A 26,584-nucleotide genomic window follows, 5' to 3' on the forward strand; every position below is an offset into this window, starting at 1 on the left:
TTAGCCCTCCATTGCCAATGCAAGAGCGCCTGTCACTAACAGATTGAGCAGGCTGAGTGGCAACATGTATTTCCAACCCAAATTCATGAGCTGGTCGTAACGGGGCCGCGGTATCGCGGCGCGCAGAAGCACAAAGAAGCAGATCAACACGAAAACCTTTATGCAGAACCACAGGATCGGCGGCAGGAATGGCCCCAACCAGCCGCCGAAGAAAAGCACGGTCATCATGCAGCAGATCAGAATGAGCCCGACATACTCCCCAAGCATGAACATGGCAAACTTCATCCCGCCATACTCGGTGTGAAAGCCGGCGGTAAGCTCGTGCTCTGCCTCGGGAAGATCAAAGGGAAGTCTGTGGCTCTCGGCGATGCCCGCGATCGTGAAAACGAGAAGACCCAAAAACTGCGGGATGGCAAACCACAGATCCTCCTGGGCAATAACTATATCTCGCAAACTAAAGCTGCCGGCGAGCATGACCACCCCCATGACGGAGAGTCCCATGAACACCTCATAGCTCACCATCTGAGCTGCACTTCGCAGCCCACCGAGCAAGGCGTATTTGTTGTTCGACGCCAATCCGCCTAAAAGCACGCTATATACCGCGAGTGATGACATCGCCAAGAAGAACAACAATCCGATGTTCAGATCCACAACTTGCAGGTTCGGGCCAAAAGGAACGACCGCGAACCCCAGCATCATTACGATCACAATAACTGCGGGTGCCAGTACAAACACAAACCTGTCCGCAAAGGGCGGAATCCAGTCGTCTTTAGTGAGGAGCTTGAGCATGTCGGCAAGCACCTGAAACACGCCAAATGGGCCGAGACGGTTGGGGCCATAGCGATCCTGCCAGATACCCAGCAAGCGTCGTTCAAACCAGGTGAGGAATGCCGCTCCCCCTACCGCTGCGCCAATAATGGCCAGACCAAACAGTGTTGTACTCATCTCGTTCATGAGACACCTCCGTCGCTGGCTATGAGCGCGGCGTTATCCCGCTCCCAATCCTGCGCTTTGGCGATTTGCACCACAGTACGAGGCTTTAGCTCTTGGCACCCGGCTAAGCCCGGTGCATAGGCCACGCAGCTCTGTCGCAGCTGTGGATCAATACGAACTTCAAAGGCGACTGTACCGCCGTCAACGGTCACACCGTCGCCGGCCTCCAGGCCATGGAGACTCGCATCAGCGGGACTGAATTCGAGATAAGCCCGGGGAATGAGCTCCGACAAACCCTCACTCAGCGCACTGAGTTCATCGCTTCCGAAAATTCGGGGCCGGGGAATCAGCTCCAGTGCATTCTCTGATGTAGGCCGCGGGGAAGCGCTAACGCCTGAAGAAGCATATGCTCCTGAATTACTTTCGATGAGCCGCACGCCCGCCGTACCCCCGCGAAGCGCGCCGCCCACTTCTGCCTGAAACTTATGCAGCGATTGATTGGAGTTCCAACCAGGAGCCCACACGTAAGGCAACAATGAGCCTGGCTCATCCCGGTTTAAGCCCTCCATGCTGTAAGACAGTGGGGACTCCTCATCTTGAGTCTGCTTGGGTTCATGCACGCTGACATTTGCGCGCATTGCCGTGCGACCACTATAACGGTGAGGTTGCCGAGGGATGCGCATGCCATGGCTTCGATACTCCTGCCCCGGCGCAGCATCGTTGATACGCGAAAGCGCGGGTACTGCAGCTGCACAGGCCGTCACCACATCGTCCACATGCTGCAGCTGAGCAAAGCTATCGATTCCCGCCGCAGCCGCTCCCGACAACAACCACTGCAACGCCGACCGACGCCCCTCGGACACCGGGAACACTGGGAAATACCGCTGCGCCCGTCCCTCCATGCTGACAAAGGTACCCTCCGACTCGATGGCCGTCGCCGTGGGTAAAACCAGGCTCGCCGCGGAGCAGCTGGGCGTCTCAATGCAGTCCAGGACAATCACGTCGGGCACCGCATTCAGTAATCGATCGACCTCAGCACCGGGAACTCGACGATAGAGGTCGTTCTCCAGAATCACCAGGGTATCGATTTCCCCGGCCTCTGCGCTGGCAGTAAGTGCGCTAAGATCTGGCGCGCCTTGCTCGAGCAATAGGGCCTGTCCCAAGCTATTGGCCTCGGGGACAATCAACGACAACATTACCCGCCGCTCACTGGACGACAATGCTTCTGCAATCTTTAGCGCCGCATCAGCTATGGCCGGTTCGCAAAGAGAGGTTCCGGCAACAATCAGAGGGCGCTTCGCTGCGCGAAGAATCGCTGCAATCTCCGAAACGCTCGTCGTCTCGTCTACATCACTTGAAGGCGCAGAAAGAAGCGCCTCTGCCAGGGCATAAGCCCCCGTCGCAATCTCTCCCGGAGCCAAATGGCGCTTGATCTCAGCGATATCATCGAGACGCGTACTGCCGGGCGCCATGCTGACCAGCGGACTGCGCTGTTCCTGAGCAAGATTGCGAATCGCCGCGTCCTGCCAGCTTTGCAACTTGAGCTCAGCCGCCATTTCATAGGCTTTATTACGCACGCTCTGACGCAGCGCCAAGGCCAAACGCGGGGCGGTGTGCGTAACATCCTCGCCGAGGATGAGAACAGCATCAGCAGTCTCCACATCAGCGATGGATGGCACCAGCGCCGACGTAGCAACAAGTATCTCCGCCACCTGATTGAGCATCGCCTGCTCAGCACTGGATACACCGGCAGTGAAATTCGTCGCACCGACAAGCTCGCGCAACAGATAGTTAGACTCCAACGACGCTCGAGGCGAGCCTATGCCCGCTAACCGTTTGTCCTTAATCAGCGACGCAAACTCTGCGGTGGCACTTTGCTCATCGAGCGCGTTAAAACGACCATCGGTATCTCGCAGACCTGGATAATTCAGCCGCGCATCACTGTTTACATAACCCGAACCATAGCGACCCCGATCGCAGAGAAAATAGCCATTAACTTCTGCATTGAATCGATTGTGAACGCGCTTGAGTTTTCCGTAGCGCTCTCCCGGGAGCGTGTTACATCCCACGGCGCATCCCGCGCATACAGAGGGCGCGGACTGCAAATCCCACTTTCGAGTGTAGCTCCCCACCAGCGTTTTGTCGGTGAAAACGCCCGTAGGGCAGACCTCAACAAGATTTCCCGCAAACTCACTCTCGAGCGTGCCCTCAGCGTGCCGTCCGAAATACACGTGGTCATGCGAAGCGAGAGCGGCAAGATCAATGCCGCCGGCATAGTCTCGATAGTAGCGAGTGCAGCGGTAGCAGGTGATACAGCGATTCATCTCATGGTTAATGAGCGGACCGAGATACTGATTGCGATGGGTGTTTTTGCGGCCACGATAGCGGCGATCGCGATGCCCGGTCATGACCGTCATGTCCTGAAGATGACACTCACCACCCTCTGCGCAAACGGCGCAATCATGGGGATGGTTGAGCATCAGCGATTCGACAATAGCCTTGCGAAACCCGCTTGCGCGATCTCCTCCCAGAGAGAATATGGCGCCCTCGGATACGGGCGTCATGCACCCCATAACAATCCGCCCCCGGGTGTCATTTTCGTCTTGATATTGCACCAGTGCACACTGGCGACAGGCTCCCACGGAACCCATGGCGGGGTGCCAGCAGAAATAGGGCAAATCCAAACCTGCCGACAAACAGGCCTCTAATACGTTTGCGCCTTCGCGAACTTCATACTCACAGCCATCAACAAGAATCTTCGGCATCAGTGCGTACCCTCCGCATAGGGGCAGCAGCCTTGTTCGATATGTGCTTCGAAATCCTCGCGAAAATATTTCAGGGCGCTCTGTACAGGCTCCATCGCTCCAGGCGCCAAAGCGCAGTGCGTATTACCTATCGCCCCGATGTATTCAACCTGGTAGGCCAGTGTATCGAGATCCTCTGGCCTCCCATCACCTAGCTCCAGGCTCTCCAGCACCTGCGCACTCCAGGGCAAGCCATCGCGACAAGGGGTACAAAATCCACAGGACTCCTGAGCGAAAAACTTTGTGAGATTGTGAATAAAGCCTATGGGGCAGGTTTTATCGTCGAGAATGATCATCGTGCCCGTGCCCATACGACTGCCGACCTTGCCGATGCTCCCGTAGTCCATGGGTACATCCAGGTGCTCTGGGGTCAGAAAGTCGGTGGACCCTCCCCCGGGAAGAAAACCTCGCATGGTGAAGCCATCCTCCATACCGCCGGCATGTTCTTCCAGAATTTCGCGTACCGTCGTACCTATGGGCAGCTCCCAACAACCCGGCCGCTTAACTCTGCCGCTCACTCCATAGAGTTTGGTTCCCGCATCCTCTCCATTACCCAGGGATTGAAACCAGTCCGCCCCACGCTCAAGGATGTGGTGGATGTTGCAGAGAGTCTCTACGTTGTTAACGATGGTAGGGCGCCCCCAAAGGCCGCTCACCTGAGGAAAGGGTGGTTTTGCGCGAGGATTAGCACGCTTGCCTTCAAGGGAACTAATGAGTGCGGTTTCCTCTCCACAGATATACCGTCCCGCACTAGCGTGGACGTGCATTTCCAGGTCAAAACCCGAGCCCAGTATATTTTTACCCAGATAGCCTTTAGCACGGCAGTCCGCGATGGCTTTACGTAGCAATGAAGCCGCAAGCAAATACTCCGAACGAATGAATATGTAGGCAACATCGGCCTGCAGTGTGTAGGCCGAGAGAATCATGCCCTCAATGAGCTGATGGGGATCACACTCCAGTAACAGGCGGTCCTTAAAGGTACCGGGCTCCATTTCGTCAGCGTTACAGATCAGGTACTTGGGTCCTGGCGTGGTGGGCTCCTTGGGGACAAAGCTCCACTTAAGACCCGTTGGAAATCCGGCACCACCGCGTCCCCGGAGATTGGAATCCTGAATAATTTGCAGACAGTCTTCGGGCGCGCGCTGCCCCACCGTCATCTTGAGCGCGCGGTAACCCCCGTTAGCTTCGTAGGCCAGCATGTCCGTGGGCGTCCGATCGGAGCGCACATTTCGAGTCAGCGGATTCGTCAGCACATCACTCATCGCCAGCTCCTTTTGCGAGGGCTTTATCCAGCGAGGCCAGATCAAGATCCTGATGCAACTCGTCACCTACCATCATCACCGGAGCACGATCGCAGGCTCCGAGACATGTCACCGGCAACAAAGTAAAGGCATTGTCTGCTGTTGTTTCCCCGGGCTTAACGCCTAATCGTTCGCTAATCGCCGCTTCAATCTTTTCGCAGCCTTTGATCCAGCAAGTCACGGAGTTACACAGCAGGATTACCCGATCGCCCACCGGCCGGCGAAATATCAGATTGTAAAATGTCGCCACCCCTTCGAGCTCTTCGGCGGACATTTCAAGATGACGGGCTATAGCGCGGAGACTCTCATCGGACACCCAGCCGCGATGAGCCTGCACTATTTTCAATGCATCAATGGCGACAGCCGACCGATAGGGAACATGGGAGATTTCGGCATCGATCGCCGCAATCTCAGCATCACTCAGCACAGGAATAAGCTCAGTCATTATCGATCCACATCCGCCATCACAAAATCAATACTCGCAATAATCGCAATCAAATCTGGTATCAACAGGCCTCGAGAAATCAAAGGAATCTGCTGTAGCGCAGCGAAAGACGGCGTACGAATGCGGGTTCGATAGGACGAAGTTCCCCCATCGCTTATGAGGTGATAGCTGTTAAAACCCTTCGTGGCCTCGATAAGTACGCTCGACTCTCCCGGCGGTACAGCAGGCCCCCAGCTCACGTTCAGGAAGTGATGAATTAGCGTCTCGATATCGTTGAGGGTGCGCTCCTTTGGAGGAGGTGTCGTGAGCCGATGATCACTCTTATAGGGGCCGGCGGGCATTCGCTCCAAACATTGGCGGATGATTCGCAGGCTCTCGCGAATCTCTGCGACTCGCACTACTGCGCGATCGTAACAATCCCCTCCCTTAGCAACGGGCACGTCGAATTCAAAATCCTCATAGCCGGCATAGGGCCGGTCCCGACGCAAATCGAAATCGACCCCCGTGGCGCGCAAAGACGCGCCAGTGATACCCCAGGCAACGGCCTCCTCTGCGGTGTACGCGCCGATTCCCACGGTACGATCCTTGAGAATGGAGTTGTCCATAGCCATCTTCTGGTAATGATCCAGACGCTCAGGCATGACATCAATAAAATCGCTTATCAGGCGCTCCCATCCTTCGGGAAGGTCATGAGCGACACCACCAATGCGGAACCATGCGGGGTGCATCCGACCACCGGTGATCGCCTCGACGATGCCAAAGAGACGCTCTCGATCGGCAAACATGTAAAACACCGGTGACATCTGTCCGATGTCCTGCACGAAGGTGCCGAAAAACACGAGGTGACTGGAAATGCGAAACAACTCGGCCATCATGATGCGAATGACTTTGGCTCGCGGTGGAACCTCGATTCCGGCGAGCTTTTCTACCGATAGCACGTAGGCAAGATTATTCATCACACCGCCGAGGTAATCGATGCGGTCGGTATAGGGTATGAACGTGTGCCAACTCTGGCGCTCACCCATTTTCTCGGCACCCCGGTGGTGATAGCCGATGTCGGGCACCGCATCGATCACCACTTCGCCATCTAATTGCAAAGCGATGCGAAAAACACCGTGTACCGAAGGGTGATTAGGGCCGAGATTAAGGAACATAAACTCGCCATCGCCGTCGGAAGCGGCCATACCCCACTCTTCGGGTCGAAAGCGCAAAGCTTCCTGCTCCTGCTCCTGCTTTTCGGCGTCGAGGCTAAAGGGATCCATCTCCGTGGCGCGCGCAGGGTGATCCTTGCGCAGCGCAAAGCCATCCCAGGTCGGCGGAAGAATTATTCTGCGCAAATTGGGATGCCCGACAAACTCAATGCCAAACATGTCCCAGGCTTCCCGCTCGTACCAGTTAGCATTCGGCCATACGGGAACCGCGCTGGGCACCTGTGGCCGGCTCTCGGATACAGACGTCTTTACTCGGAACTCCTCTCGGCGCTCCAAGGAAAAGAGGTGATAAACGACGGTAAAATCCAGAGCGGCGGCCGGCTTGTGCTCCCGAAGACGCTCATCGACACCAAACACATCAAGGAGCATGGGAAACTTCGGTTTTAGATAGCGCAGCAGCTCAATCAATCGGCCGCACTCCACCCAGACGGTAGGCGTACCATCCGAGGTCAGCTGTTGCGACAGTTTGGCATCAGCAAACTGCCGAAGGACTTCCTCCAGCTGGCCTGAGCCTGTTGTCGCGACCGCATTCACCATGCGCTCTCCTTACCGGGCTGGTCAGGCCTCCTTAGTTATTATGTGACCCAGCTATGCCAGACGATGACTCGCCAGGCTTTCGCTCCATTTACTGTTAAGTCTGGTCAGGGCTCCTCAGCGTCGTTTGCTGACTGCGTTCCTGCTGGAGAATATCCCGCTGGGAAGGCATTTGGGGCTTAACCACCTGTTGATCTCCTGCAACCCAGGACAGTGGCCGGCGCTCTTTGCCGACGGCATCCTGAAGCATCATTAGCCCTTGCATAAGAGCCTCGGGCCTGGGAGGACAACCAGGTACGTAAACGTCCACAGGGATAAACTTATCCACACCCTGAACCACGCTGTATATGTCGTACATGCCACCGGAATTAGCGCAGGACCCCATGCTGATGATCCAACGCGGCTCCAACAGCTGATCGTAGAGATGCTGAACCACCGGGGCCATTTTTCTAAACACCGTTCCCGAGATAACCATCAAGTCGGCCTGTCGCGGCGTAGCCCGAATGACCTCTGAACCAAAACGTGCAATGTCGTGGCGACTGGTAAAAGATGTCGCCATTTCGACGTAGCAACAGGACAGTCCAAAATTAAAAGGCCACAGTGAGTGTGCCCTGCCCCAGGCAATCAAATCCTCAAGATTGGCAAAAAATACATTGCGTTCAATCTGCTCTGCCATATCCAGCGAAGCAGTGCCTGGGGATGTGGCGATAGTGTCTTCGGGACGCGTAAGATTCCAATCCATTAGGCGGCACGCTCCAGCTCGTACGGTTTCGCAGGTGAGCGCTGCTTAACGCCCCAATCCAAAGCTCCAGTACTCAGCTCATAAATCAGAGCCACCACCAGAATCAAAATAAACAGCGCAACCGCGATAAAGCCCGACCAGCCAAGCTCAAAAAAAGCCACGGCCCAAGCGAGAATAAATACGGTTTCCAAATCAAAAATTACGAACAGAATGGCTACGAGATAAAACTCAACAGACATTCGGACCTGAGAGCTGCCTACAGAAACCACACCCGACTCAAAGGGCATGTTTGTAGCAGCGTTAGCTCGGCGTTGACCGAGAATTGAGGAAAGTAACAACATGGTTGCAACAAGCAACAGTACGCCACAGGCGTAGACGACAAACGGCCAGAACGTGGGCTCAGCCGTCATGGACACCCGTTCGCTGCCGCAGCTGCGCCAAGAGGTCAGTGGTCGATTTGTGTATTCTTATAATGCGCACATCGTCCTTAGTCGTTCGATCAATAAGTGACGTATTGCTTTTTTGGGTTACTGCGTTCTTTTTGCAATGCAACCCAGCGTTAACTCGACTGCCTGCATTCAGGCACGTCTGTAAAAAAAACGCAAGCCAGCCATCTAAAAAAACTTAGCACACGCAAAAGCGACGCTCCACTTTGCTCGATCACGCAGAGCGCCGAATAAGCGATCAATGGCAACAGTTCGACAGGGATTATTCCCAAGGTCTGTGCTCGACCTGACAGCTCGAGTCCATTACTGTGCGCAGTTTTCCAAATCAGCGCATCAGCAACGCAGAGGCAGCGCGACCTTCTGTGTTCTGCATCAGGACCTGTCAATTGATCTCTACCGCCAATATCACCATGCAGTTCGCTGCCAAGCCCCTCTTTGAGGACATCTCCGTCAAATTTGGTGACGGCAATCGCTATGGACTTATTGGAGCCAACGGCTGCGGTAAATCCACGCTCATGAAAATCCTCGACGGGACGCTTACTCCCAGCGCGGGAAACGTGTCGATATCACCGAATGAGCGCATGGGCAAACTCAGCCAGGATCAGTTCGCCTACGAACAATACACCGTGGTCGACACCGTGATGATGGGACACGCGGAACTCTGGGCAGTGAAGCAAGAGCGTGATGCGATCTACGCTAACCCCGATATGTCTGAAGAGGACGGCATGCGGGTTGCCGATCTCGAAGTTCAATTCGCCGAGATGGACGGCTATTCAGCCGAAAGTCGAGCCGGAGAGCTTCTTACCGGCGCAGGTATTGCTCAGGAATTGCATCATGGGCTCATGAGTGAAGTGGCGCCCGGCTGGAAACTGCGAGTGTTGCTGGCTCAGGCACTGTTTTCCGATCCAGATATCCTGCTTTTGGATGAGCCCACGAACAACCTCGATATCGACACGATCCGCTGGTTGGAAACCGTCCTCAATCAAAGCAAATCTACGATGATCATCGTGTCTCACGACAGACACTTTCTCAACGCGGTCTGCACCCATATGGCGGACATCGACTACGGTGAACTTCGCGTGTATCCCGGCAACTATGACGACTTTATGACCGCGTCCACCGCGGCGCGTGAACGCCTGCAATCACAGAATGCAAAAAAGAGTGCCGAGATCGCCGATCTTAAACAATTTGTTTCCCGGTTTTCGGCCAACGCCTCCAAGGCCAAGCAGGCAACCTCGCGCGCCAAACGCATAGAGAAAATCAAGCTGGATGACATCAAGCCTTCGAGTCGCGTCAGCCCCTACATCCGCTTTAAGCAGGACAAAAAGCTGCATCGCCAGGCTGTCGTCCTCGAAGAGCTTGGACACGGCTTCGACGAGGGCCCGCTGTTTGAAAATGGAAGTCTGATTCTTGAAGCGGGCGCCAGACTGGCAATCATTGGCGAAAACGGGGCGGGTAAAACGACTTTGCTGCGCTGTCTTATGGGTCAAATAGAGGCTAACGCGGGAAGCATTAAGTGGGCGGAAAGCGCCACCTTGGGCTACTGCCCCCAGAATACAAATGACGAGTTCGATACAGACCTCAATCTCTTTGACTGGATGAGCCAGTGGCGAAAACCAAGTCACGATGATCAAATCGTGAGAGCAACACTTGGGCGATTGCTTTTTTCCTCTGACGACTTCATCAAGAAGGCGAAGGTGTGCTCTGGCGGGGAGAAGAACCGCCTGCTCTTTGGAAAACTCATGATGATGGACACCAATGTTCTGCTTTTGGACGAGCCCACCAACCACCTCGATATGGAGTCCATCGAATCGCTGAACCTCGCGCTGGAACACTACGACGGCACGCTGATCTTCGTGAGCCACGATCGTGAGTTCGTGTCATCGCTTGCTACACGGATCATCGATATCCGAGAAAAGGAGTTAGTCGACTTTCAGGGGACCTACGATGAATACCTGGCGCATCAGGAAGCGTTGGGGATGGTACTAGCCTCCTGACTTGGCGCGCCCTTGCCAGAAAGATTAAGTCCGTGAGTCTGAACTAGGGCCCATCCTCCCAACTGAAAGCCGGATACCGGGGAATCGCCAGGTCTTCGTGGGGCTTCTCCCGGGCTTTTTGCCGCAGCGAAAAAATGTCTTGCTGCAGTGTAGAGCGGTATCGCCAGACTTCCCGCCATTCCTTCAAGAACTCCTTGCCAGCGGTGCCTGACCGATCTTCAGCCTGCATACCCGGCACCAGGTGCTCATAGGCGCCTTGCAGTCGCTGCCCATTTTGCTGCTCAAAAGCCGAAATCACCGATGCTTGAGCATCTGGCAAAGGCACAAACTGTGGTGTGGGATTTGCTGCGTAAAGCTCGAAATACTCCACGTACTTTTCCAAATCTACAGAGTCCGCTGAGCCCCAGATATGCATATCCGCACTGTTAATCAGGCGCTCCGAATCAGCATTGATAATCATCACCGTGGGGGTCGCAAAATAGTGCGCCTGGGCAAAGCGCTGACTTAATGCGCGCAAGTCTTTGAAATAGCCCACGTCAACAAACACCGTTTCGTAGTTCGCCGCCAGTACAGCGGCGACTCGCGGATCTGCAAACTTTTCGACGAGCCCCCTGCTGTCATGACACCACTGGGCGCCCATAACCACCAACAGCAGCTTGCCACTCAGCTTTGCCCGCTCCAGACCCCGCTGCACATCCTCCATTGGGTCGTCGGAATCCACATACGCCGAGATCTCACCGTCGGTAGCTTCACTTGCCAGCGCGCTAAATCCCATCAACGCTGTTAGCAAGCACAGTGACCGAAGTGAATTTACAAACTTTGATTGCATAGAAAACCTTATCTAAGAAGTACCTAACAGCGATGCAAAGCGTAACAGGGCTGCAGCATAAGGAATCATGCGCTTCGCAGGATTTTTATTGCGGCATAACAGAGTAAATACACGATCAGGAATGCGCCCACAAAAGCCATCCCAAAACCCACAGCGCCGAGGAGATTACTCGCGCCCAGAGGGTTGTCACCGAAGCTCAGCGCTCGACTGCCCGATGCATTGCCCGCCCAGTAAAACACCGTGTTAGCCCAAGCTATGTAAATGAAACCCCAGGCGGTGATTTTGCGCATTTTTTCACTCAGCGGAATCATTGGCAGCGCCCAGGCGACAGCGAGAACCAATAGGCCGTTCGTCAAACCTCCACTATGCGCTCGCGCCCAGCCCTCGGCAGTTCCGTAGTAAGGCATGGCCACGATTTTTCCCGGGTAGAGTTCCAGTCCACCAATGAGACCAAAGCCCAGCATAAATCCAGCGAACATACTCATCACAATAACCAAAAAGCCATTGCCGATCATAAGTTGTTGATAGCGATCCATTGTTTTTATCTTCCTGCTCCATGACACTGACCAACCATACGCATCTTTCGCGGATGTTTCCCAAAATAATGACATAAGGAAATCGCGATGAGCACGCAAAAAGCGGATTACTTGATCGTCGGCGCTGGCGCCATGGGTATGGCCTTTGCGGATGTCCTTGTGAGTGAATCCAGTGCGAGCATTACCATCGTTGATCGCTATCATCAGCCCGGAGGCCACTGGAACATGGCCTATCCTTTTGTGCGCCTGCATCAGCCCTCGAGCTTTTACGGCGTTAATTCACGCGCCTTGGGCGCAGATCGCATCGATACCACGGGCAACAACAAAGGCCTTTACGAGTTGGCCAGCAAGGCCGAAATCTGTGCTTACTACGACGATCTAATGCGTGAATTCATCAGCTCAGGCAGAGTTCAATACTTCCCCATGTGTGAGTATCAGGGTGAGGGCAAGATCCAGTCCCTAACATCTGACACTTGTCACAGCGTGGAGGCAACTACCGTGGTGGACGCAAGCTTCATGAATGTGAAGGTTCCATCCATGGCCGCACCCTCCTATCCCGTGGATGATTCGGTCACCTGTGTTGCACCCAATGCACTGGCGAACCTCCGCGGAGAGTTCAGCAACTACACAGTAATTGGCGCGGGAAAAACCAGCTTCGATGCCTGCTTGTTTCTTATGGACAATGGCGTTCCTCCCGATTCAATCTGTTGGATTAAGCCGCGAGAATCCTGGCTATGGGATCGCGCCTATGCGCAGGCGGGCGATTTGTTTGAAAGCTCCATTCAGCAGTTGTCGATGATGCAGGTGCAGGTCGTGGCCGAATCAGAATCTGTGGATGACCTCTTTGCCAAGGCCGAAGCCGCGGGACTTGTTATGCGCATCGATGAGTCCGTAGCGCCGACCATGTTCCGTTGCGCAACGGTCACCAGAACCGAATTGGAGAAACTGCGCCTGATTGAGAATGTGATTCGTCTGGGCAGAGTAGAAAGCATCGACAAAGATAGCGTCACTCTCGAACAAGGTTCGATAGACTGCCAGGGCAACACACTGTTTGTCGACTGCACAGCCGACGGGCTCGAGAGACGCCCTCAGGAGCCGGTGTTCACAGAGTCGAAGATTACCTTACAGTCTGTTCGAACCTGCCAGCAGGTGTTTAGCGCGGCCTTTATTGCTCACGTCGAACTCTCCTCGCAAGACCCATCGCATAAAAATACGCTATGCACACCAGTTCCACACCCCGACTCCGATACGGATTATCTTCGCAACATGCTCGCAGACCTGGTTAATGGCTTAGCCTGGCAAGAGGATCCGTCGCTCATGGCTTGGATGAAAGCGGCGCGACTAGACGGATTCAGCTCTCCGGCGACAAGCCCCGAAGCGGACGCGGCTTTTATGCACGGTCTACAGGAACAAGGGATGATCGCAGCCGAGAAGCTCATGCGCTATTTGGCGTGAACACCCTAGTTCGAAAGCGAGTCTCTTTGTAATAACGCCACGGATACGTCTACCGTCAATTCCAGAGAGTCCAAACTCGCTGCGCGCTTCTTACCTTCTGCAGAGGCGCGAAAGAGGTGGGGCGTCATAAGCAAAAGATCAGCAATCCCTGCCTGATCTAGTTCGGGTACATGAAAACTGAGAGTTGTTTGCTGCACAAGAGAAAACCCGGCCGGCGCGCTGGTCGATTGCTCGCGCGCCCTAAGCTCTGGGTAGATGACTTGTCTAAGCTCCAGCAGGTGACGACTCCCTGCCTCTACCTGCAGCAGTAAACCCGACGGCCTAATTACGCGGGCAAAAGATGGAAAATCGCTAAAACCGAACATATCGATCAAGACATCCACAGACCCGTCATCCAGAGGAATGTTGCGATTACTGGCAACTAGCCAGGTCGCAGGAAAACGCCGCGCAGCCAGTTGCATCGCTGGTTTCGAAATATCAAAACCCACAAATGAGTACTCCGAAACGCCCGTCGACTGAATTTTCTCCCTCAGACGCTCCAGGTAATAGCCCTCGCCGCAGCCGGCATCAACGATCAGCGACTTCGCCGAGATATGGGGAAGCAATGTCTGAGCAATACAATCCGCTATGGGGGAGTAATGGCCGGACTCCAGGAATCGATGGCGCGCCGCCACCATTGCCTGACTGTCTCCCGGTTCTTTTGAACGCTTGTCCTTTGCCGACAGCAGGTTTACGTAGCCCTGACGGGCCATATCGAAGCTATGCTGATTTGGGCAACGCAGACTCTTGTGTTGCCACTCCAGAGGTAAGCCATCCAGAGGGCAGCGCAGTGCAGCATGGGCAATAAATGGCATGCGGTCTAGGCTCGACGCTGTCGCTCAGCCCGCAAGGGATATTGCCTACTGGCTCTGCACGACAGTTCAGCTCTCAACAAAGCCCTTCCAGTTCGCCATGTATTTGATGAAATTCTCTCCGAGGCCTTCCCTGCGCAGGTGTTCGACGCTCACCGGGTTTGCCACAGGCTGAAAATTGGGGTCTGATATCGCTCTCCTCGGAAAATCATGGTGCAGAATCGCCGAGCGACCCACCACCACAAAATCAGCGCCAGCGGCAATACAGCGCCGCGCGTCTTCAGCGTTGCGAATTTTGCCAGCCGCACCCAGGAGCACATCACCCCGATCCAGCTCGGTAAAGCAATCCAGTAAGGTCTTACCCTCGAAACCATCTTCCTCAGGTTCTTTAAAAGAGTCCCACAGCGACATATCCAGAAAATCGATTTTTCCCTCATGCATCAGCTGCTGGGCCAGCACCTGCATCTCTGACAATCGAATATCAAAACGTTCCGCAGAAAGGCGAACCCCCAAAAGGAATTCAGTCCCACATTGCTCACGCACGCCATCAATGATCTCCAAAAGCAGTCTGCTGCGGTTTTCCAGTGAGCCACCGTATTCATCAACGCGTTGATTTATGGTCGGACTCAAAAACTGCGCCAGCATGTAACCATGGGCACCGTGGAGCTCAACGCCATTAAATCCGGCTTTCGCAGCGCGGAGGGCAGCAGCGATAAAATCCTCTTTCAGGCGATGAACTTCGTCGATAGAGAGACCGCGGGCCCCGGTCTTTTCGTTATCACTGGGACACTGTGGTTGATCACCAATGAGTTCCTTGGGAGAACGCATTCCAGCGTGATGCAATTGCAGAACAGAAACGCTTCCCTCGGCATTTATCCCCGCCGCTAGCCGTGTCAGGCCCTCAAGATGCTCATCAGAGAAGCAGCCCAACTGCCCTGGAAATCCGCAACCCGCTGCCTGCACATGGGACGCACAGCTCATGGTGACAGCAAAACCGCCCTCAGCGCGCTTGGTGAGCCAGTGATACTCGTCCTCACTCAAGGTGCCATCAGCGTGGCTCTGCTGGTTGGTCAGTGGTGCGAGCATAAAACGGTTGGGCATAACGGCCCCGCTCTTAAACACCAAAGCATCCGATACATGGGTCACAGTCGTTATTCCACACTAAAAAAGACGGACGGTATTCTGGCGAGACTTACCCTCCTTGTACAGCACTGCCGCCTCGCGTACCCACAGGGAAGCGCGGATAGGGTATCGCCGTGCCAGTGATCTCGAAGTCACTATCAACAGCACTGATAGAAGCGGACTTTTGACCTGAAAATTTGCTACTATATGTCCCCGCAAAAAAGGTCGACAGTAGAGTTATGAGTAAGAAGCCCCTGAGAACCGCTGGCAAAAAGAAGCCGCCAGCCGCCGTAGAAACCTCCTCATCCCTGGAAGATAAAGTCAAAGCATTCCTCGAAGCAGGTGGCGAAATCGAGCAGATTAAGTCCGGCGTTAGTGGTCAGGCAAACATGGCCGCCCCCAAGGCAAAATCATCCGCAAGCAAGAGCGCCAACTAGTCACCCCATTACTAGAGCAGCGCTGGACTCGAATAAATCGCTAGCACATGTACCGCTAGCCAGAAATAGCGGAACGGCCACTGCAACAAACGCATACGCAGCTTGATCACTCAGCGGAAGCGCTAGAAACGCTTCAGCACGTGTTCGGCTATCCCGCGTTTCGTGCTCCGCAGCAGGAAATCATAAGCGCCCTGCTAAACGCCGAGGACGCCCTGGTGATAATGCCCACCGGGGGTGGTAAGTCTCTTTGCTACCAGATACCTGCGCTTCTGCGAACAGGCTGTGCCATCGTGGTCTCGCCTTTGATTGCACTCATGCAGGATCAGGTTGAGGCGCTGCAGCAACTGGGCGTGCGAGCCGCATTCCTGAACTCCAGCCTCAACCCCGACGACGCCCGATCCATTGAACAAGACTGGCTGGACGACCGGCTGGACTTACTCTACGTGGCTCCTGAGCGGCTCCTCCAGGCAAGGATGCTGGCACTCCTTGACCAGGTAAGCCCTGCGCTATTCGCCATTGATGAGGCCCACTGCGTGTCGCAGTGGGGACACGACTTCCGAGAGGATTACCTGCAACTCAGCGTGCTGCATGAGCGGTTTCCAGGAGTGCCACGCATCGCACTCACGGCCACAGCCGATGCGCGCACGCGACAGGAGATCGCCGAGAGGCTGAAATTAACTGATGCGCATCACTTTCTGGTCAGTTTCGATCGTCCGAACATCTGCTATCGCATTGCCCTGAAAGACAACCCTCGGGGGCAGTTATTGCGTTTTTTACGCGATGAACACGACAAGGATGCTGGGATTGTTTACTGTCTTTCACGCAAACGCGTTGACGAGACCGCCCGCTGGCTGGTCGAGCAGGGCTTCAATGCCCTGCCCTACCACGCGGGACTTCCCACGGAGACTCGTGCCGAGCACCAACGCCGTTTCCTGCGCGAAGATGCCGTCATCATTGTCGCAACCATCGCTTTCGGTATGGGCATCGATAAGCCTGATGTTCGCTTTGTTGCGCACCTCGACCTACCCAAAACAGTTGAAGCCTATTATCAGGAGACGGGGCGCGCTGGCCGTGATGGCCAAGCTGCGGATGCCTGGCTGGTGTATGGCCTGCAGGACGTCATCATGCTGCGCCAGATGCTTGATCAATCCCAGGGTAGTGATGCTTACAAGCGAGAAGAGCAACACCGCTTGAATGCCATGCTGGGACTCTGCGAAGTGACAACCTGTCGCAGACAGGCCCTCCTTGCGTACTTTGACGAAAAGCGTGAGGAACCCTGTGGAAATTGCGACAGCTGTCTCAACCCCGTAGCGACCTGGGATGGAACGGAGGCTGCGCAAATGGCGCTGTCTGCGGTTTACCGCACGGGGCAGCGCTTTGGCGTTAACCACCTTATAGATGTCCTTCGCGGATCCGAAAACGACAAGATTTTTCAAAACGAGCATCATTACCTGCCCACCTTCGGTGTCGGCAAGGCGCTGGACACGCGGCAGTGGAAATCCGTATACCGACAGTTGGTCGCACGGGGCTATCTCAGTGTGGATATGGCCCGCTTCGGCGCCCTGTGTCTGCAGGAGTCCGCCAGGGGGGTTCTCCGAGGGGAGGTTGAGGTCCTGCTGCGCCAGGATCCCAAGGCAAGCACCGCGCGACGCACTACCAAAACCGCATTACCCGAGCATATTGACGTCGGTCTCTGGGAGGCGCTCAGAGAGTGTCGGCGGCAGCTGGCGGAAGATCAGGGTATACCGCCCTACATCATTTTCCACGATCGAACCCTGCAACTCATCTGCGAGCAGCGCCCCAAAAATGTAACGGAGTTTGCGGCCATTTCCGGAGTCGGAGATCGCAAGCGGGATAAGTATGCGGAGGCCTTCCTGAGGGTGGTCAACAATAGCGAAGGGACCGGTTAAAGCTCATACGGAGCTCAGCGATATCGCGCACAGGCCTCCAACAGGCGGTCGACGTCATCATGCGATACATCCTGATGAAACACCCACCGCGTACCGGAGGTTTTGATACCCGACTCCAATAAATGCTGTTCCAGCGGTTCAACCGCAGTGTCGCTTGCCAGCATCACCATGTTTGTTTGTGGCGCTGCCTCTAAGTTGAATCCCGGCAAACTTGCCAATGTTTCACCGACTCGTCGCGCTTTATCATGGTCTTCCTGCAAGCGATGGACATTGTTTTTCAGGGCGTAGAGACCTGCCGCTGCAAGAATACCGGCCTGACGCATACCGCCGCCAAGCATCTTCCGCCAACGGCGCGCGCTGCGAATACTGCTTTCGTCACCTACCAGTAAGGAGCCCACAGGACATGCCAGTCCTTTGGACAAGCACAGAGAGACCGTATCGAAGTGCTGACAAATTTCTGCGACGGGCACAGACTGCGCTACAGCAGCATTAAACACCCGTGCACCATCGAGATGACGGCGCAGTCCTAATCGCTGGGTCAACTCACTGTAACGCTGCAGATACTCCAAAGGCAGTACTTTTCCGCCCTGGGTGTTCTCCAGACACACCAGACGGCTAATGGCAAAGTGAGCGTCATCCGGCTTTACCGCTCGCTCCACCGCATCGAGAGGCAGGGAGCCGTCTTCAGCAAATGCCAACGGACAGGGCTGTATACCCCCCAGTACCGCCGCACCACCGCCTTCATACATATAGGTGTGCGCTCCGTGCCCCACAATGTACTCATGCCCGCGCTGACAATGACTTAGCAGGCCGATGAGGTTTGACTGGGTGCCGGTGGGCGCAAACACAGCGGCTTCCTTGCCCGTCAACTTGGCAGCATAGCGCTCCAACTCATTCACCGAGGGATCTTCGCCGTACACATCGTCCCCCGTGTCCGCCTGACGCATCACTTCAAGCATCTCGGCTGTGGGTTTCGTCACCGTGTCACTGCGCAGGTCGATCATTGCTTTTGGGTACTCATCATCCGTGGTGCGCAAAATAGTAAACGAAAAATCTATCGACGGCGGCCCTGGAACAGGTTTTACTTCCACGGTCAGCTTTCGATAGCCATGAACACTAGGGTGAACAAACTATGGATTGGAAAACCAAGCGACGCACATTCCTTCAGGGAGCCACGGCGATGCTGGCTAGCAGCGCTTTGCCCGGGGCTGCCGCCACTAGCGTGGCCGACAAATACGATGACATGCTGGTTATCGATGCCCTGTGCTTTGGCAAAGACTGGGGGGAGGACGTTTTCTCGGCGCTACGCGCGGCAAACTACTCCGGCATTATTGAAAGCCTCCCGCGCAAGGACCTGCAGACTGCCATCGATGCTCTGGTGGAATGGCGCGCCCGCATTAAGGACAACGAAGACAAGCTCATGCCTGCCCTGAAAGCCGCTGACTTTCAGCGCGCTAAAGACTCAAATCGAACGGCAGTCATGATGAACTTCCAGAACTCAACCATGCTGAATGGTGATGTCGATAATATCGATGCGCTACACGCATTGGGTATGCGCTCGTTCCAACTCACTTACAACGCCAGAAACCTGGTGGGGGATGGCTGTCTGGAGCGCACCAACGCCGGTCTGTCAGACTTTGGGCTGGAAGTTGTAGAGCGCATGAACGACACCGGCGTTCTTATCGACCTCTCTCATTGTGGTGATCAGACGACGCTGGATGGTATCGCGTTCTCTAAACAACCCGTGGCTATCACCCACACTATGTGCGACGCGCTGCGCTCCCATCCCCGGGCGAAAACCGATGAGCAAATTCGTAACTGCGCTGAAAAAGGAGGTGTGATTGGCATGATCGCGCTGGGCTACTTTGTCGGACCTGATCCCGGCGGCGATACAACCATAGAGCACTATGCCGATCATATTGAGCACGCGGTAAACGTCGCGGGTAAAGAGCATATCGGCATTTCTACCGATTACCCGCCGCAGGGCATTTCACCCTGGGCAACCTACGATGAGTGGTACGTGCCTCGCACCGGTTTCTTCAAGCCCAGCTATGAACTGCGCTGGCCCCCTTGGATTCCCGCGCTGGACACCCCTGACCGCTACCGCAACCTCATGGTCGTACTGGATCGACGTGGATGGTCTGCAGGAGATATGGAGCGTCTATTGGGTCTTAACTGGTTACGACTCCTTAGCGAGACCATCGGCTAATTGCCACCAAAAATAAATAAGCGGAGCAAAACCATGCCCCATGACCGCAGACGGCGGCGTTTACATAGTCGATGGCGACATGACCGCCTCAGTCAGAACACTGCAGAGAGGGACTAACTTATGCCTGAAGCCAGCTGCCATTGTGGCGCCGTAAAGATCACCATCGAGACAGCACCCGAGACCCTCACGCAATGCACCTGCTCAGTGTGTCGACGCTACGGCGTACTCTGGGCGTTCTATGACACACAGACAGCGTCAGTGACCGCGGCGAGCGACACCCTTGTGCCGTACATATGGGGCGATAAGCAAATTGCTTTTCAACACTGTGCACACTGTGGCTGCATGACTCACTACGATGCCGTGGATCCGGCAGAGTCAACGCGCGTCGCGGTCAACGCCCGTATGCTGCCGCCCCAAATCACCCAAGACCTGAAGGTCCGCACCTTCGACGGTGCCGACACCTGGCAGTTCCTCGACTAGCGCTGGCCAATACGATCAGGCGAGCAGAAGTCACTCTGAAGCCAGGATTAGTTACTCAAATAATGAAGAGCTACCAATAGGCGCGCAGGCCCGTGGTTACACCCCAACCACGATAAGCACCACCATCGTTTGCTGCATCCTGCATCTGTGCATACTGAAGGCCTGTCTGCCACTTCAGTTTGTGTCCATAGAAAAACACATTCAGGCCAGCGTAGAACTCCTGATACTCGTCTCCGCGCTCTTCCACGATCTCTCGCTCGTAGCGTCCCAGACGCACGCCGTTATCTTCAGAACTCTCTAACCAGGTATAGCGGAGCACAGCCTGAAGCCGAGGGCTAACCCAAGAAAAAGGCATCAATGTCAAACCGCGCATATCGCTAAGCTCGCCATAGCCATTTCCCAGGGCAAAGTCACTCCAAAGCCCCCAGCTACCAGACTCCAACTTAGTTGAAAGAGAAGCCACCTGTGACAGGTCTGGTGTCTGCGCTCCCTCTCTTTCTTTGTTTCGCACATAGTCCACTCGAATATCAGCTCGATCGGAAGAGAGTGCGTCTGAAAAATCACGACCCAAGGAAAGCAAAGTAAAGGCGCCCGCTTCAAAGAGACCAAAATCCTCATTGCTCTCAGCGGAGTACAGGCCGGCTTTCCATCCCCAGTGTGATTCGGTCTCCCCCGCTACAGAGACACCGGTGAAATACTCTGAGGTGAACCATAGGTTGTTAGTGAGATTGTTGCGCTGCAAGGTCAACAGCTTTGTAGAGGAGGTCGCACCATCAAGAGTGAAACCTACAGACTGCTTAAACACTTTAATCTGCAGGTTTTCGCGAGGTGTCCAGGCGACATAGGCATCGGTAAACCGGTTAAACGATTCGTCAGTATCATCGTCGCTCCTACTCGTATTAGCGTTGAGATCCCAATCTCCCTCGATATGCAGCAACCAGTTCTCCCCCAGTTCCGCCTTGAAACCAAAGCGAAAACGTCGCCACAGCAGGTCTTCGAAGCGCCCCTGATCCGCATCAAAAAGTGCGGCATCCGCCTGAAGACGCCCACTCAAAGTTACGCTGTGTAGGAAGGAATCAGGATTGTCTGATTCGTAGAGACTCGCGGCGCTCCAGACACTGTCAAAAGACGGCTTAGGCGCCGATTGAGCATGAGACATAGCGCCGTGCACAAACAGGCCAAGCAAAAGCAAGCGGAACGCTAACAAGCTGGAGGTTCCAAACCTTGTTATCGAAGGGGTTTCTCGTGAAAAACAGTCTTCACCCAAGGCTCTGGTTCCACGCACTATCATTGACGCGATCACAGCAAACACCCGGAGCAGCCGGTTTCCACGGCGAGCGCCGGCCATTTGCGCCCCAGCGTGACTAGGTTGTAGAGTCGCGGTCGACACAACAAGTATCGCGACCATCCACCATGAGCGTGCAAGGTCCTTCAGGACTTCCTCTTTTGTACAGTTTTCGACGCTGCCCCTACGCCATTCGTGCGCGCATGACACTCGCGTATGCCGGTGTAAAAGTCGAACTGCGTGAGGTCTTGCTCAAGGATAAACCCGCAGCCATGCTGGCGGCCTCAGAAAAAGGTACTGTGCCGGTATTGGTACTCCCTGGTGGCAGAGTGATCGATGAAAGTATTGATGTCATGCGTTGGGCGCTGGAACAGGCCGATCCTCAGGACTGGTTGACCACTGATTTACTAGAAGACCGCGATGATCTCCTCAGCGAAAATGACGGCGCCTTTAAGTCCCTGTTGGACAGATACAAGTACGCCGACCGATACCCGGAGCACTCAGCGCAATGGTATCGGGATCAGGCTAACGGCTTTTTAGTGAAGCTCGACCTGCGCTTAGAAAAAACGGCGTGGCTCGCAGGAGCAGAAAAAGGTTTTGTAGACGTGGCAATCTTCCCGTTTATTCGCCAGTTTGCCGGCGTCGACAGAGGGTGGTTTGATCAGTCGCCCTACCCACATCTGCGATGCTGGCTGGATACCCATTTGGACTCCCCCTTGTTTAAGGCGGTCATGCAAAAATACCCTAGATGGACTCCCGAACAAGCAGGCGTGATACTTCCTGAGTTACCCTAGTCACTCGCAAGTCCGTTTAGCTCTTGCGCCACTCCAGACGAATGCCGACAGTCCTTCCCGGCTGAAGCGGTGCGACATCATCCGCGGTAGAACGGTACTCCTCATCCAGGATGTTGCTCAAAAAGAGCTCGGCGCTCCAATGACGGGCCATCTCCTGAGTAAACCGGGCATTCCATATCAAGGCTGAGTCTAAGGGCACTTCATCTGCGCCAAACTCATCCCTGGACTGACGAAAGCTCAAGTCACTGTAAAACCCGCGGCGCTGATGCTCCCAACTCAAAAAGTAGCGCATGCCCGGGGGATTGAGATCCGCCAGTGTGTTGCCATCGTCGTCTTCACCTTTCTGCCACTGATAGCTCAAGCGGTGATTCACAGCGCCGGTCTGAAAACTCAAATCGAGCTCAAGACCCTGAATACTTGCGCCGTCCAAATTCCGGTAAGAGACTAATTCCGGGCCCACCGTATAACGTTCTATGTAATCCTCAAGATCACTGTAGTACACAGAAAACCCGGCACCCAGCGCCGAAGATGGCGGTGCAAAGCTCAAACCCAGTTCCGCACTGCGCCGCGTTTCGGCTTTCAAATCCGGGTTACCCAATACCTCTCCCCGGGGCGTCGTACCATTGAAATATCGCTCGCTCAGTCCGGGAAAGCGAAACCCCGTAGCCAACTCACCCCGGAGCGACCAATTGTCGTCAAAGCCATAATCCATGGCGGCACTGGCAGACCACTGCCCGTCGGAATCTTCGCCAGTGTCGGAGGACTGAGAAATACCGTCATAGCGAAGCCCCGCGCTGACACCCAGCTCACCCCAAAACCATTGCTGATCGGCAAATGCCGCCAGCGTATCTTCATCGCCCGAAACCAGTTGCTGTGCAATGAGAAGCTCTCCGTCGGGACTGTACTCACGATCGTCAATGGATACGCCGCGACGAGCTACCCACTCCAGACCAAGGCTACCACTGCCCGAAAGCAACGCAGTAGAAGCCTGGAATAGCCCCCCCACCGTATGGGCGCGGTAATCAGTCAGATTTCGTCGTTCGCCAACCCGCTCGACGTCTGCCTGCCAATCCTGAAAATGATGATAGCCGCGGAGGAACCAATCGCTACCGGAGCGTAACTCCACCTGGGCCACTGAGTGTTGGTCCTCGGGATAACTACTCACCCGTCGCTCCGGAAATAGTGCATTGCTCTTACCAATGTCCCGGCCAAGGCTTCCCAGCCAGCTGTAGTTCAGGCTCAAGCTGCCGAGGTCGGTATCTCCCGCCAGCACACCTGCGAGCTGTTCAAAACCCGTATTGAGAAGGTCTTCGTTGGGGTCATCGGCATCGTCGGCCCTGCGCACGCTGATGCCCGCCGAAACTCCGCTGGCACTGCCTGTTAGCGCGGTTAACGCAAACTGATCACCGTTATTCGCGCCCTCGGCTTTCACAGACCAGCCATACGCTGGACGCGTGTCTACGCTCACTACGCCACCCATGGCACCAGATCCGTAGAGGGTCGAGGAGGCAGATCTATCCACCGCGACCTGCGCAATAAGATCGGGAGGGACAAAGGATGTCGAGTTGCCCGCGCGCCGGTCAGTAATAATCGGGACTCCATTGAGCTCCGTGCGAACGCGCCAACGGCTAAAGCCACGAATACTGTAAGCCTGAAACAAGCCGCCCTGGCCATTTAGACTCACTCCGGGTAGCTGCTCAATCCAGTCACCCACGGTGCGATTCATTGAGACTTGCTCATCGAAGGCGATAACTTGAGTAGTATTTGCCCCCAGGGCAGGTGCAAAAACATCCCGACGGCCCACCACCTGCACTTCCTCCAGGTCGGCTGCCTGCACCAGCGATGCACCCAGCATGCAAGCGAGACCAAAACACACTGTCGAGAGAGAAACCGGGAGAGATGCCCAGGAAGGCGGAAAAACTCTAGCGACTGAGCTCGACCTGCGCCGCAATAACCTCAAAGACCGCGCCTTCTTCCCACTCTGAGTGCGCGCCACTGATCGCGTTACAGCGACATTACTCGTGGTCAAAAGAACGAATACGACGCCCAGGCACCTGAGTGCGGAGGCCGTATAGTGTGTTGCAGACATGGTGATTGAATCGCGTCTTGATTTGAGGGTGCGACTGTACGCATTCAGGCCGCGAACTTAAACCCTTGGCAAGTCCTTAAGCACGCGTATCTCGCCACGCGAGCAGGGATTGTTTGAAGGAGGCAAGTGGGCAACACTTACCAGGTAATGAACGCCGAGAGCAAAGACACCAAGGCCCCCGAAGCGCAGGCAAGGCGACTTTTGAAACTCGCAAGCTTTGCCTCGGTAGCCGCTGCCTGCCTGTTGATTTCTATTAAATTTGTTGCCTATGCCAACACCGGCGCCGTCAGCCTCCTCGCTTCCCTGCTGGACTCCTGTATGGACGCAGGCGCATCGCTGATCAATCTGGTGGCGGTGCGCTACGCCCTGACTCCTGCGGACAAAAATCACCGTTTTGGGCACGGCAAAGCTGAATCTCTCGCTGCTCTGTTTCAAGCGGCGTTTATCCTGGCGACCTGCGCCTTCCTCATCCATGAGGCTATTCATCGATTGATCACGCCGGAGCCGATTCTTGCCGTTAGGTCGGGGGTCATCGTGATGCTGTTAGCCGTACTCATCACCACAGCGTTGGTCCTGTTCCAGACCCATGTCGTGCGCCGCACGGGGTCCACTGCCATCCATGCGGATTCCGTGCATTACCGCGCAGATTTACTGAGTAATGCAGCAACCCTCCTCGCGCTGGTGTTCGCGGCGCAAGGCGTCACCCGGGCCGATCCCATATTCGCCATTTTTATCGCCACTTACCTGTTAGTGTCGACGCGGGGCATTCTTCGCCTTGCCTTAAATGAGCTCCTGGACAGAGAGTTACCCCTAGCACAGCAACAAGCGATCACGGAGATTGCGCTTAATCACCCGTCGGTGCGGGGGATGCATGATCTGCGCACGCGTCAATCAGGCCGTACGCCTATCATTCAGCTACACCTGGAAATGGATGCGGAGATTTCGCTTCTTGAGGCGCATCGCATTGCCGAAGAAGTCGAATCAGCTATCTTTGAACAGTTCCCCGGCGCAGATATAGTGGTGCACCAAGATCCCGAGGGTGTCACAGAGCTCCAGCGCTGGTAAACAGACGACTAAACCTATACCCGCTCCAAACACCACTTCCACAACAATAGGGAACCAAAACGCATGCACTATAAAAAACTGGGAAGCACCGACATCGACATCAGCCTCATATGTCTGGGGACTATGACCTTCGGTGAGCAGAACAGTTACGACGAAGCGGCGCAACAGATGGACTATGCCGTTGACCAAGGGGTTAACTTCTTTGATGCCGCAGAGATGTATCCCGTACCGCCACGCGCCGAGACCCAGGGAGACACCGAACGTATTATTGGCCGCTGGCTGCAAGCCCGAGGCAAACGTGATGATCTGGTGATAGCCACAAAGGTCTCTGGAAGGAGCCTGCCAGGAGGTGATTTTGATCACCTTCGCCAAGGACCGCGACTTTCCCGGGAGCAAATTCACACTGCAATAGATGGCTCACTCCAACGACTCCAAACCGACTATGTGGACTTGTACCAGGTACATTGGCCAGAGCGCATAACCAACTTCTTTGGACAGCTCGGATATCGTCACCGGGACGACGATGGCATAGCCATCGAGGAAACACTCTCGGCACTCGGGGAACTCGTCAAGGCAGGCAAGGTACGCGCGATCGGCATCTCCAACGAGACGCCCTGGGGTCTCATGGAGTATTTGCGGATATCTCGCGAGAAAGACCTGCCCCGCGTGCAGTCGATTCAAAACCCTTACAGCCTTCTCAATCGCAGCTTCGAACTCGGTCTGGCAGAAATGGCCATTCGCGAGAAGGCCGGACTGCTAGCCTACTCCCCACTGGCCTTTGGCATGCTAAGCGGCAAATATGCCGGCGGCGCTCGCCCCGCCGGCGCTCGGCTTACGCTCTTTGAACGTTTCAGCCGTTACAGCAACCCCCAGTCCGAAGCCGCCACAGAAGCCTATGTGGCTCTTGCTCGGGATGCAGGCCTGGACCCCGCACAAATGGCGCTGGCATTTGTAAACAGCCGGCAGTTCACTAGCAGCAACATCATCGGCGCCACCACCATGGATCAGCTGCGCACAAACATCGCCAGCGTAGACATTACACTCGATAGAGAGCTGCTAAAAAATATCGAAGCGCTTCATCAACAGTACCCCATACCTGCGCCCTAATC

Annotated in this window: 23 protein-coding genes; 9 read left to right on the forward strand and 14 right to left on the reverse strand. The window is 55.1% G+C overall.

Annotated features, from left to right (window positions below; all coding sequences use genetic code 11):
• From nuoH to ACTG39_RS02125, 7 genes are all read right to left on the reverse strand, one after another.
• The gene (gene nuoH / locus ACTG39_RS02095; RefSeq protein ID WP_439105867.1) at window positions 1–954 is read right to left on the reverse strand and encodes an NADH-quinone oxidoreductase subunit NuoH; all 954 of its coding nucleotides are present in this window, start codon (window positions 952–954) and stop codon (window positions 1–3) included.
• The gene (nuoG, locus tag ACTG39_RS02100; protein WP_439105868.1) at window positions 951–3,698 is read right to left on the reverse strand and encodes an NADH-quinone oxidoreductase subunit NuoG; all 2,748 of its coding nucleotides are present in this window, start codon (window positions 3,696–3,698) and stop codon (window positions 951–953) included. The genes nuoH and nuoG overlap by 4 nt, the downstream gene beginning before the upstream one ends.
• Window positions 3,698–4,999 carry an NADH-quinone oxidoreductase subunit NuoF gene (gene nuoF, locus ACTG39_RS02105; RefSeq protein WP_439105869.1) on the reverse strand — a complete coding sequence of 434 codons (1,302 nt, stop codon included), beginning with the start codon at window positions 4,997–4,999 and terminating at the stop codon, window positions 3,698–3,700. The genes nuoG and nuoF overlap by 1 nt, the downstream gene beginning before the upstream one ends.
• Entirely contained in the window at window positions 4,992–5,483 is a 492-nt protein-coding gene (gene nuoE, locus ACTG39_RS02110) for an NADH-quinone oxidoreductase subunit NuoE (RefSeq protein WP_439105870.1), read from the reverse strand. Before nuoE ends, nuoF begins: the two co-directional genes overlap by 8 nt.
• A complete protein-coding gene (gene nuoC, locus ACTG39_RS02115; protein ID WP_439105871.1) occupies window positions 5,483–7,231 on the reverse strand; it encodes an NADH-quinone oxidoreductase subunit C/D in 1,749 nt (582 codons plus the stop codon). The genes nuoE and nuoC overlap by 1 nt, the downstream gene beginning before the upstream one ends.
• A 94-nt stretch (window positions 7,232–7,325) precedes the next feature.
• Window positions 7,326–7,970 carry a NuoB/complex I 20 kDa subunit family protein gene (locus tag ACTG39_RS02120; protein ID WP_439105872.1) on the reverse strand — a complete coding sequence of 215 codons (645 nt, stop codon included), beginning with the start codon at window positions 7,968–7,970 and terminating at the stop codon, window positions 7,326–7,328.
• Entirely contained in the window at window positions 7,970–8,380 is a 411-nt protein-coding gene (locus ACTG39_RS02125) for an NADH-quinone oxidoreductase subunit A (RefSeq protein WP_439105873.1), read from the reverse strand. Before ACTG39_RS02125 ends, ACTG39_RS02120 begins: the two co-directional genes overlap by 1 nt.
• Window positions 8,381–8,802: 422 nt before the next feature.
• On the opposite strand from ACTG39_RS02125, the gene ACTG39_RS02130 reads away from it, so the two are divergent.
• Window positions 8,803–10,413 carry an ABC-F family ATPase gene (locus tag ACTG39_RS02130; protein ID WP_439105874.1) on the forward strand — a complete coding sequence of 537 codons (1,611 nt, stop codon included), beginning with the start codon at window positions 8,803–8,805 and terminating at the stop codon, window positions 10,411–10,413.
• Window positions 10,414–10,456: 43 nt separating this feature from the next.
• On the opposite strand, the gene ACTG39_RS02135 is transcribed toward ACTG39_RS02130, so the two are convergent.
• Complete coding sequence (locus ACTG39_RS02135) at window positions 10,457–11,188, reverse strand: thioredoxin family protein (RefSeq protein WP_439105875.1); 732 nt, start codon at window positions 11,186–11,188, stop codon at window positions 10,457–10,459.
• A gap of 119 nt (window positions 11,189–11,307) precedes the next feature.
• Window positions 11,308–11,778, reverse strand: coding sequence for an isomerase (locus ACTG39_RS02140; protein ID WP_439105876.1), 471 nt, complete (start codon window positions 11,776–11,778; stop codon window positions 11,308–11,310).
• An 87-nt stretch (window positions 11,779–11,865) separates the two neighbouring features.
• Between ACTG39_RS02140 and ACTG39_RS02145 the strand changes: the two genes are divergently transcribed.
• Complete coding sequence (locus ACTG39_RS02145; RefSeq protein ID WP_439105877.1) at window positions 11,866–13,233, forward strand: NAD(P)-binding protein; 1,368 nt, start codon at window positions 11,866–11,868, stop codon at window positions 13,231–13,233.
• Between the two features lie 5 nt (window positions 13,234–13,238).
• On the opposite strand, the gene ACTG39_RS02150 is transcribed toward ACTG39_RS02145, so the two are convergent.
• Window positions 13,239–14,087, reverse strand: a complete 849-nt coding sequence (locus ACTG39_RS02150; RefSeq protein WP_439105878.1) for a putative RNA methyltransferase — start codon at window positions 14,085–14,087, stop codon at window positions 13,239–13,241.
• Between the two features lie 66 nt (window positions 14,088–14,153).
• Window positions 14,154–15,230, reverse strand: a complete 1,077-nt coding sequence (locus tag ACTG39_RS02155) for an NADH:flavin oxidoreductase (protein ID WP_439105879.1) — start codon at window positions 15,228–15,230, stop codon at window positions 14,154–14,156.
• Window positions 15,231–15,445: 215 nt separating this feature from the next.
• Here ACTG39_RS02155 and ACTG39_RS02160 point away from each other — a divergent pair, with 215 nt between their 5' ends.
• Together ACTG39_RS02160 and recQ are read left to right on the forward strand one after the other, a co-directional pair.
• Window positions 15,446–15,643 carry a hypothetical protein gene (locus ACTG39_RS02160; RefSeq protein ID WP_439105880.1) on the forward strand — a complete coding sequence of 66 codons (198 nt, stop codon included), beginning with the start codon at window positions 15,446–15,448 and terminating at the stop codon, window positions 15,641–15,643.
• A gap of 80 nt (window positions 15,644–15,723) precedes the next feature.
• Window positions 15,724–17,553, forward strand: a complete 1,830-nt coding sequence (gene recQ, locus ACTG39_RS02165; RefSeq protein ID WP_439105964.1) for a DNA helicase RecQ — start codon at window positions 15,724–15,726, stop codon at window positions 17,551–17,553.
• A 14-nt stretch (window positions 17,554–17,567) separates the two neighbouring features.
• On the opposite strand, the gene ltaE is transcribed toward recQ, so the two are convergent.
• On the reverse strand, window positions 17,568–18,644 hold the full coding sequence (gene ltaE, locus ACTG39_RS02170; protein ID WP_439105881.1) for a low-specificity L-threonine aldolase: 1,077 nt from the start codon (window positions 18,642–18,644) through the stop codon (window positions 17,568–17,570).
• A 41-nt stretch (window positions 18,645–18,685) separates the two neighbouring features.
• Here ltaE and ACTG39_RS02175 point away from each other — a divergent pair, with 41 nt between their 5' ends.
• Window positions 18,686–19,762 (forward strand): dipeptidase, encoded by a 1,077-nt coding sequence (locus ACTG39_RS02175; protein WP_439105882.1) that lies wholly within the window; start codon window positions 18,686–18,688, stop codon window positions 19,760–19,762.
• 120 nt (window positions 19,763–19,882) lie between these two features.
• Window positions 19,883–20,242, forward strand: a complete 360-nt coding sequence (locus ACTG39_RS02180) for a GFA family protein (protein WP_439105883.1) — start codon at window positions 19,883–19,885, stop codon at window positions 20,240–20,242.
• A 70-nt stretch (window positions 20,243–20,312) separates the two neighbouring features.
• Here ACTG39_RS02180 and ACTG39_RS02185 read toward each other — a convergent pair whose 3' ends face one another.
• Window positions 20,313–21,449, reverse strand: a complete 1,137-nt coding sequence (locus ACTG39_RS02185; protein ID WP_439105884.1) for a porin — start codon at window positions 21,447–21,449, stop codon at window positions 20,313–20,315.
• Between the two features lie 206 nt (window positions 21,450–21,655).
• Between ACTG39_RS02185 and ACTG39_RS02190 the strand changes: the two genes are divergently transcribed.
• Window positions 21,656–22,321, forward strand: a complete 666-nt coding sequence (locus ACTG39_RS02190) for a glutathione S-transferase (protein WP_439105885.1) — start codon at window positions 21,656–21,658, stop codon at window positions 22,319–22,321.
• Window positions 22,322–22,337: 16 nt separating this feature from the next.
• Here the strand turns inward: ACTG39_RS02190 and ACTG39_RS02195 are convergent, their stop codons facing one another.
• A complete protein-coding gene (locus ACTG39_RS02195) occupies window positions 22,338–24,176 on the reverse strand; it encodes a TonB-dependent receptor plug domain-containing protein (RefSeq protein WP_439105886.1) in 1,839 nt (612 codons plus the stop codon).
• A gap of 360 nt (window positions 24,177–24,536) precedes the next feature.
• On the opposite strand from ACTG39_RS02195, the gene ACTG39_RS02200 reads away from it, so the two are divergent.
• Both ACTG39_RS02200 and ACTG39_RS02205 read left to right on the forward strand, forming a co-directional pair.
• Window positions 24,537–25,475 (forward strand): cation diffusion facilitator family transporter, encoded by a 939-nt coding sequence (locus ACTG39_RS02200; protein WP_439105887.1) that lies wholly within the window; start codon window positions 24,537–24,539, stop codon window positions 25,473–25,475.
• Between the two features lie 63 nt (window positions 25,476–25,538).
• Window positions 25,539–26,582: an NADP(H)-dependent aldo-keto reductase gene (locus ACTG39_RS02205; protein WP_439105888.1), complete on the forward strand. Its 1,044-nt coding sequence runs from the start codon at window positions 25,539–25,541 to the stop codon at window positions 26,580–26,582.
• Window positions 26,583–26,584: the final 2 nt, after the last annotated feature.

It is taken from the genome of Congregibacter sp. (assembly GCF_965662665.1).
Classification (GTDB): Bacteria; Pseudomonadota; Gammaproteobacteria; order Pseudomonadales; family Halieaceae; genus Congregibacter.

Bases quoted from the DNA above. Each gene is read 5' to 3' on its own strand.
- nuoH (WP_439105867.1), bottom strand. From the start codon at position 954: ATGAACGAGATGAGTACAACACTGTTTGGTCTGGCCATTATTGGCGCA.
- nuoG (WP_439105868.1), bottom strand. From the start codon at position 3,698: ATGCCGAAGATTCTTGTTGATGGCTGTGAGTATGAAGTTCGCGAAGGC.
- nuoF (WP_439105869.1), bottom strand. From the start codon at position 4,999: ATGAGTGATGTGCTGACGAATCCGCTGACTCGAAATGTGCGCTCCGAT.
- nuoE (WP_439105870.1), bottom strand. From the start codon at position 5,483: ATGACTGAGCTTATTCCTGTGCTGAGTGATGCTGAGATTGCGGCGATC.
- nuoC (WP_439105871.1), bottom strand. From the start codon at position 7,231: ATGGTGAATGCGGTCGCGACAACAGGCTCAGGCCAGCTGGAGGAAGTC.
- ACTG39_RS02120 (WP_439105872.1), bottom strand. From the start codon at position 7,970: ATGGATTGGAATCTTACGCGTCCCGAAGACACTATCGCCACATCCCCA.
- ACTG39_RS02125 (WP_439105873.1), bottom strand. From the start codon at position 8,380: ATGACGGCTGAGCCCACGTTCTGGCCGTTTGTCGTCTACGCCTGTGGC.
- ACTG39_RS02135 (WP_439105875.1), bottom strand. From the start codon at position 11,188: ATGGGATTTAGCGCGCTGGCAAGTGAAGCTACCGACGGTGAGATCTCG.
- ACTG39_RS02140 (WP_439105876.1), bottom strand. From the start codon at position 11,778: ATGGATCGCTATCAACAACTTATGATCGGCAATGGCTTTTTGGTTATT.
- ACTG39_RS02145 (WP_439105877.1), top strand. From the start codon at position 11,866: ATGAGCACGCAAAAAGCGGATTACTTGATCGTCGGCGCTGGCGCCATG.
- ACTG39_RS02150 (WP_439105878.1), bottom strand. From the start codon at position 14,087: ATGCCATTTATTGCCCATGCTGCACTGCGCTGCCCTCTGGATGGCTTA.
- ACTG39_RS02160 (WP_439105880.1), top strand. From the start codon at position 15,446: ATGAGTAAGAAGCCCCTGAGAACCGCTGGCAAAAAGAAGCCGCCAGCC.
- ACTG39_RS02175 (WP_439105882.1), top strand. From the start codon at position 18,686: ATGGATTGGAAAACCAAGCGACGCACATTCCTTCAGGGAGCCACGGCG.
- ACTG39_RS02180 (WP_439105883.1), top strand. From the start codon at position 19,883: ATGCCTGAAGCCAGCTGCCATTGTGGCGCCGTAAAGATCACCATCGAG.
- ACTG39_RS02190 (WP_439105885.1), top strand. From the start codon at position 21,656: ATGAGCGTGCAAGGTCCTTCAGGACTTCCTCTTTTGTACAGTTTTCGA.
- ACTG39_RS02195 (WP_439105886.1), bottom strand. From the start codon at position 24,176: ATGCTGGGTGCATCGCTGGTGCAGGCAGCCGACCTGGAGGAAGTGCAG.
- ACTG39_RS02205 (WP_439105888.1), top strand. From the start codon at position 25,539: ATGCACTATAAAAAACTGGGAAGCACCGACATCGACATCAGCCTCATA.